At 75.2% G+C, this 14,354-nt stretch carries 20 protein-coding genes; 9 read left to right on the top strand and 11 right to left on the bottom strand.

Features of this window, described 5'->3' with window-relative positions; all coding sequences use genetic code 11:
* Positions 1-19 precede the first annotated feature (19 nt).
* The 5 genes from WIS52_RS16540 to WIS52_RS16520 all read left to right on the top strand — a co-directional run bounded on the left by WIS52_RS16540 (position 20) and on the right by WIS52_RS16520 (position 2,769).
* Positions 20-433: a DUF1707 SHOCT-like domain-containing protein gene (locus tag WIS52_RS16540; RefSeq protein ID WP_349299150.1), complete on the top strand. Its 414-nt coding sequence runs from the start codon at positions 20-22 to the stop codon at positions 431-433.
* Positions 434-470: 37 nt separating this feature from the next.
* Positions 471-875: a hypothetical protein gene (locus tag WIS52_RS16535; RefSeq protein ID WP_349299149.1), complete on the top strand. Its 405-nt coding sequence runs from the start codon at positions 471-473 to the stop codon at positions 873-875.
* A gap of 37 nt (positions 876-912) precedes the next feature.
* Complete coding sequence (locus tag WIS52_RS16530; RefSeq protein ID WP_349299148.1) at positions 913-1,545, top strand: class I SAM-dependent DNA methyltransferase; 633 nt, start codon at positions 913-915, stop codon at positions 1,543-1,545.
* A gap of 72 nt (positions 1,546-1,617) precedes the next feature.
* Entirely contained in the window at positions 1,618-2,013 is a 396-nt protein-coding gene (locus WIS52_RS16525; RefSeq protein WP_349299147.1) for a hypothetical protein, read from the top strand.
* A gap of 405 nt (positions 2,014-2,418) precedes the next feature.
* Positions 2,419-2,769: a transglycosylase family protein gene (locus tag WIS52_RS16520; protein ID WP_379611287.1), complete on the top strand. Its 351-nt coding sequence runs from the start codon at positions 2,419-2,421 to the stop codon at positions 2,767-2,769.
* 78 nt (positions 2,770-2,847) lie between these two features.
* Here WIS52_RS16520 and WIS52_RS16515 read toward each other — a convergent pair whose 3' ends face one another.
* The 3 genes from WIS52_RS16515 to WIS52_RS16505 form a co-directional block, all read right to left on the bottom strand.
* Positions 2,848-3,858, bottom strand: a complete 1,011-nt coding sequence (locus tag WIS52_RS16515; protein WP_349299146.1) for a TIGR03617 family F420-dependent LLM class oxidoreductase — start codon at positions 3,856-3,858, stop codon at positions 2,848-2,850.
* Positions 3,858-4,739: an alpha/beta hydrolase gene (locus WIS52_RS16510; RefSeq protein WP_349299145.1), complete on the bottom strand. Its 882-nt coding sequence runs from the start codon at positions 4,737-4,739 to the stop codon at positions 3,858-3,860. The genes WIS52_RS16515 and WIS52_RS16510 overlap by 1 nt, the downstream gene beginning before the upstream one ends.
* Positions 4,740-4,811: 72 nt before the next feature.
* Positions 4,812-5,279: a MarR family winged helix-turn-helix transcriptional regulator gene (locus WIS52_RS16505; protein ID WP_349299144.1), complete on the bottom strand. Its 468-nt coding sequence runs from the start codon at positions 5,277-5,279 to the stop codon at positions 4,812-4,814.
* A 57-nt stretch (positions 5,280-5,336) separates the two neighbouring features.
* Here WIS52_RS16505 and WIS52_RS16500 point away from each other — a divergent pair, with 57 nt between their 5' ends.
* The gene (locus WIS52_RS16500) at positions 5,337-6,173 is read left to right on the top strand and encodes an alpha/beta fold hydrolase (RefSeq protein ID WP_349299288.1); all 837 of its coding nucleotides are present in this window, start codon (positions 5,337-5,339) and stop codon (positions 6,171-6,173) included.
* Here the strand turns inward: WIS52_RS16500 and WIS52_RS16495 are convergent.
* The 4 genes from WIS52_RS16495 to WIS52_RS16480 all read right to left on the bottom strand — a co-directional run bounded on the left by WIS52_RS16495 (position 6,139) and on the right by WIS52_RS16480 (position 9,758).
* A complete protein-coding gene (locus tag WIS52_RS16495; protein ID WP_349299143.1) occupies positions 6,139-6,777 on the bottom strand; it encodes a class I SAM-dependent methyltransferase in 639 nt (212 codons plus the stop codon). The two genes, WIS52_RS16500 and WIS52_RS16495, sit on opposite strands and share 35 nt — an antisense overlap.
* Before the next feature lie 85 nt (positions 6,778-6,862).
* Positions 6,863-8,761, bottom strand: a complete 1,899-nt coding sequence (locus tag WIS52_RS16490; protein WP_349299142.1) for a chorismate-binding protein — start codon at positions 8,759-8,761, stop codon at positions 6,863-6,865.
* A 42-nt stretch (positions 8,762-8,803) separates the two neighbouring features.
* Positions 8,804-9,013: a hypothetical protein gene (locus WIS52_RS16485; RefSeq protein WP_349299141.1), complete on the bottom strand. Its 210-nt coding sequence runs from the start codon at positions 9,011-9,013 to the stop codon at positions 8,804-8,806.
* An 88-nt stretch (positions 9,014-9,101) separates the two neighbouring features.
* Positions 9,102-9,758, bottom strand: a complete 657-nt coding sequence (locus WIS52_RS16480) for a nuclease-related domain-containing protein (RefSeq protein WP_349299140.1) — start codon at positions 9,756-9,758, stop codon at positions 9,102-9,104.
* Between the two features lie 72 nt (positions 9,759-9,830).
* Between WIS52_RS16480 and WIS52_RS16475 the strand changes: the two genes are divergently transcribed.
* The gene (locus WIS52_RS16475) at positions 9,831-10,331 is read left to right on the top strand and encodes a DnaJ family domain-containing protein (protein WP_349299139.1); all 501 of its coding nucleotides are present in this window, start codon (positions 9,831-9,833) and stop codon (positions 10,329-10,331) included.
* Between the two features lie 21 nt (positions 10,332-10,352).
* Here the strand turns inward: WIS52_RS16475 and WIS52_RS16470 are convergent, their stop codons facing one another.
* Genes WIS52_RS16470 through WIS52_RS16455 form a run of 4 tightly spaced genes read right to left on the bottom strand, consistent with a single transcriptional unit; the run spans position 10,353 to position 12,130 of the window.
* A complete protein-coding gene (locus WIS52_RS16470; RefSeq protein WP_349299138.1) occupies positions 10,353-10,847 on the bottom strand; it encodes an SRPBCC family protein in 495 nt (164 codons plus the stop codon).
* Positions 10,825-11,163, bottom strand: coding sequence for an ArsR/SmtB family transcription factor (locus tag WIS52_RS16465; RefSeq protein ID WP_349299137.1), 339 nt, complete (start codon positions 11,161-11,163; stop codon positions 10,825-10,827). The genes WIS52_RS16470 and WIS52_RS16465 overlap by 23 nt, the downstream gene beginning before the upstream one ends.
* Positions 11,164-11,171: 8 nt before the next feature.
* The gene (locus tag WIS52_RS16460; RefSeq protein WP_349299136.1) at positions 11,172-11,678 is read right to left on the bottom strand and encodes a hypothetical protein; all 507 of its coding nucleotides are present in this window, start codon (positions 11,676-11,678) and stop codon (positions 11,172-11,174) included.
* Positions 11,675-12,130: a DUF1707 SHOCT-like domain-containing protein gene (locus tag WIS52_RS16455; protein ID WP_349299135.1), complete on the bottom strand. Its 456-nt coding sequence runs from the start codon at positions 12,128-12,130 to the stop codon at positions 11,675-11,677. Before WIS52_RS16455 ends, WIS52_RS16460 begins: the two co-directional genes overlap by 4 nt.
* A 168-nt stretch (positions 12,131-12,298) precedes the next feature.
* Here WIS52_RS16455 and WIS52_RS16450 point away from each other — a divergent pair, with 168 nt between their 5' ends.
* The gene (locus tag WIS52_RS16450; RefSeq protein WP_349299134.1) at positions 12,299-13,678 is read left to right on the top strand and encodes a sensor histidine kinase; all 1,380 of its coding nucleotides are present in this window, start codon (positions 12,299-12,301) and stop codon (positions 13,676-13,678) included.
* Complete coding sequence (locus WIS52_RS16445) at positions 13,675-14,343, top strand: response regulator transcription factor (RefSeq protein ID WP_349299133.1); 669 nt, start codon at positions 13,675-13,677, stop codon at positions 14,341-14,343. The genes WIS52_RS16450 and WIS52_RS16445 overlap by 4 nt, the downstream gene beginning before the upstream one ends.
* Positions 14,344-14,354: the final 11 nt, after the last annotated feature.

The raw sequence follows: 14,354 nt of genomic DNA, 5'->3' as shown, positions 1-14,354 counted from the left end.
TATTACTGAGGAGGCGGCCATGCCGGACCTGCGGATCGGGGACGACGAGCGAAGGCGCGTCATCGCGCTGCTCGAACGGCACGTCGGGGACGGGCGGCTGGACCTGGCCGAGTTCGCCGACCGGAGCGGGCGGGTCACGGCCGCCCGGACCCGGTCGGATCTCGACGCCGTGCAGGCGGACCTGCCGCGGCTGCCCGATCCCGTTGCGCCGCAGCGGGCGCGGCGCGCGGCGCTCGCCGCGACCTGGGGCTCGTGGGCGCTCACCTCCGTCATCTGCCTGGTGATCTGGTCCGCGGTGGCGCTCGGCGGGGGCGGGGCCTACTTCTGGCCGATCTGGGTGATCGGGCCGTGGGGCGCGTTGCTGGCGATCGGAACCCTCGCCGGTGGGCGGCTGCCGCTGCCGCCGTGCGCGGCGGCACAGCGGTCCGGCTGACCGCGCGCGGGGCGGCCCGAGGCGGTAGGACGGGCGCATGGCCCGACGCGACCTGACCTGGATCCCGCGCCTGCTCGGCGCGGCCACCGCCGCCTACGGCGCGGCGATCACCGTCAAGCCCGACCTGTTCCTGCGCCCGACGAAGCTGGTGACCGGGAACGAGCAGCCGACGTCCGGGCAGCAGGCGCTCACCCGGGCGATCGGCGGGCGCGACCTCGTCTCCGGGCTCGCGATGCTGCTCGCCCCCGCCGGGACGCCGCTGAGGACGGCGATCGCGGTGCGGGTCGCGTCCGACGTCGTCGACGTCGCCGTGCTCGGCGCGCAGCTGCCGGACCGGGACGCCCGCGAGAAGGCCACCGTGGTCGCGGCCGGGTGGGGCGCGCTCTGCGCGCTGTCGGTCCTGGCGGCGGACCCGCCGCGCCGGGGCCTGCTGCGCGGCTGACCTGACAGCGGCGCCGGTCTTCGACGATGATCGGCGGATGGCCAGGAGTACCGGGGGCGACCCCCACATCGAACGCGCCTACAGCCTGACGGGCCCCGACGACGCCCGCGCCCTCTACGACGAGTGGGCGGCGACCTACGACGCCGACCTCACCGGGGACGCGCAGGGCTACGTCGCGCCGTCGGTCACCGCGGACGCGGTGGTCGCCGCCGCCGGGACGGCCGGCGAGATGCTCGACGCGGGCTGTGGGACCGGGCTGGTCGGCGTCGAGCTGGCCCGGCGTGGGGTCGGCACGATCGACGGGCTGGACGTCTCGCCCGGGATGCTGGAGCGGGCCCGCGCCACCGGCGTCTACCGGGAGTTGCGCGAGGCCGACCTGACCGCGGCCCTGGAGCTGCCCGACGACAGCTACGACGTCGTCGTCTGCGTCGGCACGCTGACCCACTCGCACGTCGGGCCGTCCGCGCTGTCCGAGTTCGTCCGGGTGATCCGGCACGGCGGCTACCTGGTGGCCACGGTCCTCGACGACGCCTGGGAGTCCGGCGGCTACCGGGCCGAGGTGGACCGGATCTGCGCCGGCGACGTCGTCGAGGCCGTGTCGATCGAGGTCGCCCCGTACCGGTCCGGCCAGGACGTCGAGTGCCGGCTGCTGGTCCTGCGAGTGCGCTGACGCGCCTGTGAGTACTTTTCGTGGTCGGGACCACGAAAAGTACTCACAGGCGCGAAGCGCCACACTGTGCCCATGAGTACCGAGCGCGGGCCGGTCGTCGGCCGCCGCATCCTGATCGTGTTGCTCGTGCTGACCGCGGCGGTGCACGCCCGGCTGGTCGCCGGGACCGGCGCGGCGTCGCCGATGCTGGCCACGCTGGACGGCATCGTGGCGATCGCCGCGATCGCGGCGCTCGTGCTCGTGGTGCGACGGGCGGACGGCCCGGCCCTGCTCGCCGCGGCGGTCGCCGGCGGGCTCGGGGTCGCCCTGTTCGTGGTGCCCGGTCTCGTCGCCGTCGCGCAGGGGCAGCCGTGGAACGCGTGGCTGGATCCGTGGATGTTCGGGGCGTTGCTGGTGGATGCGCTCGTCGTCCGTATTGCGGTATTCACTCTGCGCAAGGTGGAGCAGCCCGCGAGCAGAAAACGTTGATCCACGTGGCGTGACGCGAACGGCATCCGCCGCTGCAAAGTCTCCATTCCGAAAGTAACAAGATCCCGCGAAGATCGTTCCGGACCCTCGAAATCCCGTGCCCACCTGCGAAGGCGACATGATTCGTGATGCTCGTGTGATAGGTCACCGGCGCTCGGCTTGACCCGATCTCGGGTTGTCGGCGACCTTCGGAATCGCTTCGACCGCCCCCTCGGCCGGAGTACGCCCCCAGCGCCGGAACCGCCACGCCAGCACGGCCCCGTCCACGGTTCCCGGCCGGTTTTCAACCTCGAGGACAGGACGGGGCCGCGGGTCGCGGCCGATCTCTCGTGCCGCCGCCGTAGTCGCTCCCCGCGTCGTACGGCCCTGCCCGGAAAGCCGTGGGTCCGGACACAGGTGACACACATGAGCAGCACCCGTATGTCCATTCGCGGCCGCGTCGTCGGAACCCTGATCGCCGGCGCGCTCGCCGTCGGTGCCCCGCTGGCCGTTGCCGGCACCGCGAACGCCGCCACCCCCGAGTCCACGTGGGACCAGCTCGCCCAGTGCGAGGCCAGCGGGAACTGGGCCGCCAACACCGGCAACGGCTTCTCCGGCGGTCTGCAGTTCACGCCGTCGACCTGGCAGGCCTTCGGTGGCTCCGGCCAGGCGCACCACGCCAGCAAGGCCGAGCAGATCCGCGTCGCGGAGAACGTCCTGGCCGGTCAGGGCTGGGGCGCGTGGCCGTCCTGCTCCTCCAAGCTGGGGCTTCGCTGAGCCGGACCCCGCTGGCTCCACGGTGGATGGTGACCGGTCCTCTCCGGTCACCATCCACCCGTGGGTGTCCCGGCTCGGTCAGGCGGCGCGCAGGATCTCCGCGGTCCGCAGGACCAGCGTGGGATCGGCGTCGTACGGCGTGTTCAGCGACACCCGGCCGACCAGCCCGCCGTAGCGGCTGACGATCCCGTCGGCCACCTCGTCCGGGGTGCCGGACACCGCGAACAGATCCAGCACGTCGTCGTCGACCAGCCCGGCCATCTCGTCCCAGGCCTGCTGCCGGGACAGCCGGTTGAGCCGGTCGGCGAGATCCCCTCGACCGTGGTGCTCCAGGACCGGGCGGTACGGCGGGGTGGAGGCGTAGAACGCGATCTGCCGGCGCACCCCGGCCTCGGCGCCCGCCCGCGCGACCGCGTCGGCGCCGAGCACCGCGAACACCGGCAGGCAGACGTCGAACCCGTCGAGGTCGGCACGGCCGCGCCCGCGCCGCAGTGCCGGCAGCGTCACCCCGTCCAGGTAGGACGGTGTGGTCAGCGAGTGGGCGAGCAGCCCGTCGGTGACCCGGCCGGCCACCTCGGTCATCCGCTCGCCGACGGCGGCGAGCATCACCGGCGGCGGCCCGTGCGGGTTAGGTCCCGGCGAGAAGAAGTCGGTCATCAGCGTGTGGGTGTAGAACTCGCCCTGGTGGCGGAGCCGGTCGCCGGTGGCCCAGGCGTTCCAGATCGCGCGCAGCGCCAGGACGAAGTCCTCCATCCGTGCCGCCGGCCGGCTCCACGGCATCCCGAACCGGCGCTCCACGTGCGCCTTCACCTGTGATCCGAGGCCGAGCTCGAACCGTCCGCCGGAGAGCAGGGCGATGTCGTTGGCCTGGTAGGCCAGCGTCATCGGGTTGCGGGCGAACGCCACGGCGATCGCGGACTGCAGTCGCAGCCGGCCGGTCGCCCGGGCGGCGAGGGCGAGCGCGACGAACACGTCGTGCGCGGTCTCTGGTGCCGACAGGGTGTCGTAGCCGTCGGACTCGGCGGCGATCGCCGCGGTCTCGGTCTCCAGCGGGCCGGCGTCGAAGCCGCCGGTGGTGTCGACGCGCACTACCCGTTTCCCCTCGTCCCCGGCGCCACCCGGTCCAGCCAGCCCAGCAGGTCCGCGACGACGTCGTCGCGGTCGGTCTCGTTGAACACCTCGTGCCGGGCGCCCGGCCGGATCCGCAGCGTCACGTCGCGCAGCCCGGCCGCGGCGAGACGTTCGACGAGCGGGTGGACCAGTGTCAGGCCGGCGTTCACCGGGTCCTGGTCGCCGACGACGACGTACACCGGCAGGCCGCCGGCGACCTGCTTCAGGACCACCGGATCGGCCAGCCGGCGCGCCCCGGCGAACATCGCCCGGGTGCCCGGCACGTCGAGCCCGAACCCGCACCGCGGGTCGCCGACGTAGGCGTCGACCTGGGCCGGGTCCCGGGACAGCCACTCGAACCCGGTGCGCTGCTCGAACGGCGCGTTGAACGACGAGAGATCCATCGGGACGGACGGGTCCACCCCGGGTTCCATCAGGTCGAGCAGCGCGGTCCCGGACAGCACGACGGCGTCCGGCGGGGTCGCGTCGGCGACCAGGTACTGCTGCACGGCGAACGAGCCCATGCTGTGCCCGAGCAGCACCAGCCCGACGCCCGGGTGCGCGGCACGGGCCAGATCGCCCAGGACACCGATGTCGGACAGCAGCTGCGACCAGCCGTCGTCGCCGAGCGCGCCGTAGCCCTCCGGGCCGCCCGCGGTGGCGCCGTGCCCGCGCTGGTCCTGGGCGTAGACGGCGAACCCGTGCGCGGTCAGCGCCTCGGCGAGGGGCACGTAACGCAGCGCGTGTTCGCCCATGCCGTGCGTGACCTGCACGATCCCGCGCACGTCGCCGTCGGGGAGCCACCGATAGGTGGTGACGGCGGTGCCGTCGCGGCCGTGGAGCGTGAAGGTCTCGGTCATGCGCACCGCCGTCGGTGTGGGGTCGGCCTCGCGGCGATCGTCCGTCGTCCCGCCCCGCCGGTCAACACGGTCTCACCTCTCGAGCTTCTCGGGTTCCAGCTCGGCCAGCGAGTCGACCATGACGGCGAGCACCCGCATCGTGGCCTCGACGTCGCCGGGGTCGACGAGCTCCGCGACCCCGCGCAGCCGCTCGTGCTCCCGGCCGGTCACGTCGTCGATCACCGCCGTGCCCGCCGCGGTCGGCGCGATCAGCTTCGACCGGCGGTGCCGCGGGTTGTCCGCGCGCTCGACCAGCCCGGCGTCGAGCGCGCCGTCGACCATCCGCTGCACGAACTGGCGGCTCAGCGACTGCGAGCGGCCGATCTCCGGCACGGTCATCGGGCCGTTGCGGCGCAGCTGGTCCAGCACGGCACGGACGCCGGCGGACACCCGGTTGCTCGGTGCGGCCTCCTCGACCTCGCGCAGGACGCGCCGGTAGAGCGGGCCGATGAGCAGGTAGACGTCGGCGAGCCGCTCGGCCGTCCGGTCCAGGTCCGTCATCGCCCAAGTATGACACCCTGGTTGTCATCGGCGTGAGGAGGTGACACCTTGGTTGTCATGATGACCGCGCTGTCCGCCCCGTCCTTCCTGCCCGTGCCCGGTGGCCGGGTCGCCTATCGCGACCTCGGTCCGCGCGGCGCGGGCCCGCCGCTGGTGCTGCTGCACGGGGGTGGGGTCGACGGCCGGATGTGGGCCCGGCAGGTGGACGCGCTCGCCGGGGAGCACCGGCTGATCGTCCCGGACACCCGCGGGCACGGGGCGTCGTCCACACCGGACGGCCCGTTCCGCCCGCACGACGACCTCGCGCGACTCCTGGAGCATCTCGACGCCGGCCCGACGGTCCTGATCGGACTGTCGCTGGGCGGCCGGGTCGCGGGTGACACCGCGCTGGAGCGGCCCGACCTGGTGAACCGGATCGTCGTCGCCGGGACCGGGATCGGTGCGCCGGAGTTCACCGATCCGTGGACGCTCGGGGTGTTCGCCGAGTGGGCCCGCACCCAGCAGGCGCTCGACGCGGACGGCTGGGTCGAGGCGTTCCTGCGGTTCGTCCCGGGGCCCCATCGGGACGGCGGGGAGGTCGATCCGCTCGTGCTCGACGAGGTCCGGCAGATGGCGGTCGACCTGCTCGCCCACCATCTGCCCGAGGACCCGACGGTGCCGGGACCACCGATCGAGTTCGTCGCCGACGCGGCCGCCCGGGCCGGGACGTTGCGGGTGCCGCTGCTCGGGGTCGTGGGCGAGCTGGACAGCGGCGACCACCACCGGGCCGTCGCCGGGGCGGTCGCCGCCGTGCCCGACGGCGAGCTGGTCACCGTCCCCGGCGCGGCGCACTACCCGAACATGGAGCGCCCGGCGGAGTTCACGGCCGCGGTGCTGCGGTTCCTGGAGCGGTAGGAGTCGTGGCCCAGACCGCGTACAGCGGGTCGCCGCCGGGCGGGGTGTCGCAGGCGAGTGCCTGGGGCACCGCGAAGGCGCCGCTGCGCCGGAAGTACTCGCCGACGATCCGGACCCGCGTCGCGTCGTCCGAGGCGAGCCAGCCACGGACCGCCTTGGTGGGGAAGCAGCGGTTCGAGAACGTGCACGCGAACGTCCCACCCGGGCGCAGCACCCGTCCCACCTCGGCGAACACCGCCACCGGGTCGGTCAGGTAGTCGACCGACACGGTGCAGACGCAGGTGTCGAACGCACCGTCGTCGAAGGGCAGCACCGGGTCGGCGTTGAGGTCGTGCCGGACGCGCTCGTGCGCCATCTCGTTCGCGGCGAGCTCGGCGCGGTTCATCCCGAGCACGGTCAGGTGCTCGGGGCGCACGGTCAGGTGCGACACCCAGGACGACATCAGGTCCAGCACCCGCCCGGTCACCCCGATCCCGGCGTAGAACGCGCCCGCCGCCGCGATCGCGCCGTCGTCGATGTGCTGGACGAACCGCGACGGCAGGTAGAACTCGCGGTCCGCGGTGTCGTCGGCGCGGTCGAAGAAGCCCTGCGGGAAGTCGTTCATCGCGGAGCAGTGTCGTGCGCGGCCGGGATCCCCGCACTTCGGCACCGTTCCGGGCGATCCGGCCCACGCGCCGGTCGCGCGGCGATCAGTGACGCCCGCCGGTGACGACCTGCTCCAGCCGCCGGGTCAGCGGATCCGGCGCCGGCCATCGCGCGACCGCGCCGTGTCCCTCGTGGACCTCCCGTACCCAGCGGATCCCGCGCAGCGCGTTGACCAGGAACAGCCCGTCCGTCCCGGGGAGGGCCGCCAGCGGCAGCGGCGCGATCCGGACCGCGCCGGGGCCGACCCCGTCGAGCACGGCGCGCCGCCCCGTGCCCGGCAGGATCCGGCCGTCCAGCGGCGGCACCCACAACCGTCCACGGTGGACGGCGACGACGGCGCACCGGGTCGACTCCAGCACCAGCCCGGCCGGGTCGGCGAGCAGCGGTGTCCGTCCCGCGGCGACGGCCGCCTCGTGCGCGTCGAGCCGGCCGCGGTCGGCGAACTTGTGCCGCTCCCCGTCGGTGGTGCGGCGGACCTCGAGGACCAGGCCGGGCTGCCGGTCGAGCCGCTCCGGCCCGCTCCACGGTGTCGCGCGGACGGTGACCCGGTCCGGGTCGGCGGGGTCGGCGTCGACCCGGACCCGGTGGTGGCCGGCGAGCCCGGTGGTCGCCCGGGCGAGCTCGGTCTCGAGCGGGGCGTGCAGCACCCGGCCGGTGACGGCGAGGTAGGACCGCCGCAGCCGGGCGGCGTGCTCACCGACCCGGGCGAGCCGGCCGTCGGTGCAGGCCAGCGTCTCGAAGATCCCGGCGGCGCGGTCGGCGGGGCGGGTGACGGCGGGGGCCGGTGGAACCGGTCCGGCGTCCAGCGCGGCGAGGACGGGTGCGACCTTGGTGAGGCACTCGGCCCACTCCTCGGCGGGGTCGGAGTCCACGGTGATCCCGCCGCCGACACCGAGCCGGCCGGGCCGGGTGCCGTCGGCGCCGGCGGGACCGAGATCGAGCGTGCGGATCGCGACGTTGAGGTCCAGCCCGGCCAGCGGGCTCGCCCACCCCATCACCCCGGTGAACAGCCCGCGGTCGCGGGCCTCGCAGTCGGCGATCACCTGGCAGGCCCGGACCTTCGGCGCGCCGGTCACCGAGCCGGGCGGGAACGTGGCGGTGAGCAGGTCGGCGTCGGTCACCCCGGCGCGCAGGGTGCCGTGCACCTGCGAGACCAGGTGCCAGACCCCGGGATGCGGCTGGACGGTGAGCAGCCGGCCGACCCGCACACCGCCCGGCACCGACACCCGGGCGAGGTCGTTGCGCATCAGGTCGACGATCATCACGTTCTCGGCGGCGTCCTTGACCGAGCCCGCGAGCCGTCGCCGCTCGGCCTCGTCGTCGGCGCCGGTGCGCGGCCGGGTTCCCTTGATCGGGTCGGTGCGGACGTCCGCACCGTCGCGGTGCAGGAACAGCTCCGGGCTCGCGCTGACCGCCGTCCGTCCCGGGCTCGCGACCAGAGCGGCCCGGGCCGGCGGGCCGGACTCGACGAGCCGGGCCCACGCCTCGTGGGCGCCGCCGTGCAGCCGCAGCTCCAGCTCGGTGGCGATGTTGGCCTGGAAGATCTCGCCGCGGCGGATCTCGCCGATGCAGCGCTCGACCGCGGCCAGGTGGACGTCCCGGTCGGGCCACCGGGTGACCTCGACCCGCGCGCCGCGGTCCGGGGCGGGCCGGGCGAGGTCGTCGAGCAGGCCGGCGAGCCGGTCCTCCGCGGAGGCGCGGTCCGGATGCGCCCGGGCGTGGTCACCACGGGCCAGGGCCTCGAACCACCACCGTTCGCCGTCGTGCCGCAGGACGTCGCGGTACCAGGCCAGCACCGCGTCCGGCCGCGAGCCGGGCGGGGCGTGGTCGAGGAACCCGAACCAGCCGCCGCCGACCGCCCGGGGGTGCGCGGGGTCCGGCTCCACCGGACGTACCGCGCCGAGCACCGCGAACGGATCGGCGCCGTGCGCGGCGGTCACCACCGGGTCGCAGGTGACCAGCGATCCCGGAGACCAGCTCCCCGACTACGCCGTGACCCGGTCGCGGTGGGCGAGCCGGCGCACCACGTCGGCCACCGGGAGGTCGAGATCCAGCGGAACGGCGTGCAGCCGCACGTCACCGGACCCGCCCCGGGCGCCACCCGGGGAGGCCACTCCCGGGGTCGTCGCCGGGGCGGCGGCCGCCGTCCGCTCCGGTGCGGGGACCGGGGCGCCGGCCGGGGCGGTGGAGCTCACCGGCCGAGCATGGTGACCCGGCCGTCCGCGGGGAAGGGGTCGGTGGCGTAGTGCACGTCAGGCCGTCCCGGCCCGGAGGCGTCCTCACTCACGACCAGCTCCCCGGGCGGCGGGCCACCTCGTGGATCCGCTCCACCGCGCGGGCGTCCAGCACCGGGGTGAGCCCGCGCAGCGCGGGCACCAGGGCGGTCTCGGTCGCGACGACCACGTCGTAGGGCCAGCGGCGCACCCGCACCGGTGTCCCGATCACCGCGATCACGGCGCGCACCGGGGCTCCGGCGTCCCGCGGGTCGAGCTGCGGTAGCAGCAGGTCACGGACGCGTTCCGCCTCGGCCCGGGCCCGGGACACCGCGTCGGTGCGGACACCGGCGACGACGAGCCGGTCGCCGTCCAGCAGCACCCTGCGGTGCCGGTGCTGCCGGGTGTGGATCACGCAGATCCCCGGCGGGCCGAAGAGCACGTGGTCGAGATCGGCCGCGCCGTCGTCCAGCGGGACCGAGTGCAGCACCCGCCAGCGGGGTGGCCGGTGCAGCAGCCGGTCGCGCCGGCTGCGGCCGGTGAGCCGTTCGAGCAGGTGCGCGGCGCGGTGCTCGCCGTCCGCGCCGAGCCGCCAGGTGCGGTCCGGGTGCCCCGCCGCCCGGACGTGCGCGGCGACGTGACCGGCGCGCCGGCCCGGGTAGTGCTGGGCGAGGTCGAGGGCACGCGAGGTGTCGGTGAGGCCGGCGGGCCGCTCTGTCGGAGTCATGCCGTGAGCATCCACCCGACCCCTGACAGGAACGGGTCGATCGCCGTACCGTCGGCGGCGGGGTGATCGGCGATGAACACCGTGGATCCGCGTCACGAGTCCGCGATCGACCGGACGATCCGGGAGGCCACCGAGCGCGGCGCCTTCGACGACCTGCCGGGCAAGGGCAGGCCGTTGCCCGGCGCCGGGAGAACGGGTCCGGTCGACGAGAACTGGTGGATCCGCGGCTACCTCGAACGGGAGGGGATCTCGGGCGAGGCGATGCTGCCGCCGTCGATCCAGCTCCGCAAGGAGCTCGACCGGATCGACGACACCGTGGCCCGGTTGGCCGACGAGCGTCGCGTCCGCGAGCACGTCGAGGAGGTCAACGGTCGCGTCGTCGACCACATGCGGCACCCGATGGGGCCGCGGGTCCCGATCCGCCGGCTCGACGCCGACGAGGTCGTCGCCCGCTGGGCCGAGCGGCGCGCCGCCCGCCGGCGGACCGGCCCCGCCGCCCCGGCGCCCGCCGGAGCCGGCGACGGCGCGCCGGCCCGTCGTGGATGGTGGGCGCGCCTGTTCGGCGGGACCTGAGCACCCGGCGTCGCGGCCCGGTCAGGCGCGCGCCGGGGTCCGCGGGGCGAAGTGCCCGGGCCCGGCCAGCGGCCGGTCGGTCTCCAGCAGCGTCTTGAGCCCGGCGAGGATCGCCGGCCAGCCCTCGCCGATGTTGCGCAGGTCCTCCGCACCCTTGTCGTCGGCGGTGAATCCGGTGTGCACCACCTGCAGCTTCACGGCCTCGTCGCCGAACCGCGAGATCGTGAACTCGACGACGGTCGGCGGCCGGCCCGCGGCCTCCTCGGAGCGCCCGGTGAAGGTGTAGGAGAGCCGGCCCGGCGGCTCGACGGCGAGGATCTCGCCGATGAAGTCGTCCCGGTCGGGGTGGATGGCCTCCAGCCTGCTGCCGACCCGCCAGTCCGAGGTCAGCTCGGCGCCGCCCCAGTACTGCATGGTGAACTCGGGCGTCGTCAGCGCCCGGAACACCTGCTCCGCCGTGCTGCGGATGTAGGTCGTGTAGACGTAGGTCGCGTCACTCTGCTCGGTCGTCGTCATCGTTGTCCTCCAGCGCCGCGCGCAGGTCGCTGATCGCCTGCACCCGGGCTCGCTCGAACTTCCCGATCCACCGGTCGTGGATCTCCTGGATGGGCACCGGGTCGAGGAAGTGGAGCTTCTCCCGGCCCCGGCGCAGGGCGGACACCAGCCCGGCCGACTCCAGCAGTGCCAGGTGCTTGGAGACGGCCTGCCGGCTCATCTCCACGTCCCCGCACAGCTCGCCGAGCGTCTGCCCGCCCCGTTCGTGCAACCGGTCGAGGATCCGGCGCCGGGTCGGGTCCGCCAGGGCCCGGAAGACGGCGTCCACGTCGGTCACGGAGGCAATTATGCAACCTTTTGGTTGCCTGTCAAGCGCGGCTTCTCGACCGACAGCACGGTCGCGGTCAGCAGCATCACCTGGTGCAGCGCCGAGCTCAGGACCAGCGACCAGAGCACCGGCTCCTCCGGCGACGCCGTCGTGGCCGCGACCGCGTCGATCCACCGGGTGTTCAGTACGACCGAACTGACGATCACGACCAGCGCCAGCACCGACTTCACGATCACCCAGCGGTGCCGGAACAGCCCCCACGGGGTCCCGAGTCCGAGCGCCACGCCGGTCAGCACCGTGCCGACCGCGAAGAACGGGATGATTCCGCCGCCGACCAGCGCCATCGCCTCGACGGCGAACACCGCGCCGAGCCCCTGCACCAGGACCGCGGCCGGCAGCACGAGCATCACCAGCGACAGCCCGGTCCAGCCGACCGCGAGCAGTACGTGCGCGGTCCGCAGTGCCGCCCGCGGGCGGCGGGCCAGCCGGCGCGGCGCCGCCACCCGGGTGGCGACGGCCGTCACCGCAGCTCCGCGGGGATCGCCTCGTCCGGCGACGGCTCGCGCTCGGCGCGCCGCGAGTGCACGAACAGGATCAGCAGCAGGAGGAACAGCGGCCCGACCGGGACGAACGGCGCCGGCCCGACCGCCCAGGCCAGGACCATCACCAGGAACAGCCCGGCGGTGACGCCGAGGTGCACGGCCACGTTGCGACGGGCGCGCGGGGTCAGTGGTCCGCGCCGGGGGCGGCGGGGCTGCGGCGGCCGCGGCAGGCCGGACAGCAGCGGGACGAGCTCGTCGCGGGTGCGGGCCGCGTAGGCGGCGGCCTGGCGCTCGTCGGACTCGGCGAGGGTCAGCCTTCCCTCGGCGGCGGCCACCCGCAGCCGGGCGGTGACGTGCTCGCGCTCGGCGTCGGACGCGAGGAGTGCGTCGGGGGCCGGCTCGGGTGGGACGGTGGTGTGCGGTGTCGTCGTCATGGCACCGGAGCCTGGTCGCGCGGGCGCCGCCGCGCGTCCACCCGTGGTCGTCGATCCGGCTGCCGCGCCGGTCGCAGGGTGGGCCCCGGCCGTACTCCGCACGCGGTACCCGGTGGATCACCTCTCGGGGGACGCGTCCTGTCGGTGCTCCGGTCTACCGTCACGACCGTGCCCACCTCGACCCGTCCGAGCTGGTGGGGCGGGGTGCTGCGGACCCTCGTCCTGCCGGCCGCCGTCGCGCTGCTCACCGCCGGCGGGACGGCGTTCGGCCAGCGTCGCTGGGAGGCCGGCTGGGTGGGTCCGGAGCCCGCCGTGGCGTACCTGCCGATCGATGGCGTCGCGGTCGCCCTGCTCGCGATCGGCCCGCTCGCCCTGGTGTTCCGGCGCGCGAACCGGGTCGCCGCGCTGGCGGTGGCGGCCGGTGCGGTCGTCGTCTACCTGGGGCTCGGGTACCCGCCGGCCGGGCCGACCGGGCTCGCGTTCGCGGTCGCGCTGCTCTCCGCGGTCGCCGCCGGCCGGCACCACCGGGCGCTCGCGGTGGTGGTCGTCGCGGCCGTGGTGCTGCTGGGCTGGGTCCTGCTGACGGGCCGGGCGGTGCCCTGGGCGGCGACCGGCCCGGTGCTCGCCTGGCTGGTCGCGCTGTTCGCGGCCGGCGCGCTGTGGCGGGTGCGGAGGGAACGTGTCGAGCAGGCCCGCCGCGCCGCCGAGGAGGAACGGCTGCGCCGCGCCGGGGAGGAACGGCTGCGGATCGCCCAGGAGCTGCACGACGTGCTCGGCCACCACGTCTCGCTGATCAACGTGCAGGCCGGGGTGGCGCTGTTCCTGATGGACGACGACCCGGAACAGGCCCGCACCGCGCTCACCGAGATCAAGCGGGCCAGCCGGGACCTGCTGCGCGAGATGCGGTCGACCCTCGGGGTGCTGCGCGGTGTGGACGCCGAGGCACCCCGGCTGCCGACCCCCGGCCTCGATCGGCTCGACGCGCTGCTCGACGAGGTCCGCGCGGCCGGGCTGCCGGTGGACCGCCACGTCACCGGTGTGCCGCGACCGCTGCCCACCGGTACCGACCTGGCGGCGTACCGGATCGTGCAGGAGTCGTTGACCAACACCCGTCGGCATGCGGGTGCGGCGACCGCGGTCGTCACCCTGACCTACGCCGCGGAGGTGCTCGAGGTCCGGGTCGACGACGACGGCGCCGGCCCGGACGACGGCACGACCGAGGGCACCGGGCTGACCGGGATGCGTGAACGGGCGCGGTCGGTCGGCGGGACCCTCGTCGCGGGCCCCGGACCGGCCGGAGGGTTCCGGGTGCACGCCCGGTTGCCGGCGCCACCCGCCGTCGAGCCGGACGCCGCCGCCGAGCCGGACGCCGCCGCCGACCCGGGCCCCGTCGCCGACACCGGCCCTGTCGCCGACCCGGGCCCCGTCGCTGACACGGACCGCGCGACCGCCCCTCGGAGCACCGCCGACCCGGGCGGCGCCGCAGGGCCGACGGCCGATGCCCCGATCGGCCCGGGCCCTGCCGGCACGGGCAGGGTGGAACGATGATCCGCGTGCTGCTGGCCGACGACCAGGCCCTGGTCCGGTCCGGGTTCCGGGCCCTGCTCGGCTCCCAGCCCGACCTGGAGGTGGTCGCCGAGGCCGCGGACGGCGCGCAGGCCCTGACCGTCGCCCGCGAGCACCGCCCGGACGTGGTGCTGATGGACATCCGGATGCCCGGCACCGACGGCCTCACCGCCACCCGGGAGATCACCGCCGACGCGGCGCTGAGCGGCACCCGGGTGATCGTCCTGACGACCTTCACCGAGGACTCCTACGTGTTCGAGGCGATCCGCGGCGGCGCGAGCGGGTTCCTGGTCAAGGACTCCGAACCGGCCGACCTGATCAAGGCGATCCGGGTCGTGCACGCCGGGGAGGCGCTGCTGGCCCCGGCCGTCACCCGCAGCCTGATCGCCGAGTTCGCGGCCCGTTCGCGGGGCGGCCCGGCGGGCGGTGCGCAGCTGGACCTGCTCACCGACCGGGAGCGCGAGGTGCTCGCCGAGGTCGCGGCCGGCCTGTCCAACGAGGAGATCGCCGGGCGGCTGCACATGAGCCCGACCACGGCCAAGACCCACGTCAGCCGCGCGATGACCAAGCTCGGCGCGCGGGACCGCGCGCAGCTCGTCGTGCTGGCCTACGAGTCGGGCCTGGTCCGTCCCGGCTGGACCGGCTGAGAGGATCCCGC

The sequence above is a fragment of the Pseudonocardia nematodicida genome, from assembly GCF_040105385.1.
Lineage (GTDB): Bacteria > Actinomycetota > Actinomycetes > Mycobacteriales > Pseudonocardiaceae > Pseudonocardia > Pseudonocardia nematodicida.
Note: the sequence above shows the minus strand (reverse complement) of the source record. Positions and strands in the feature narration are given on the sequence as shown.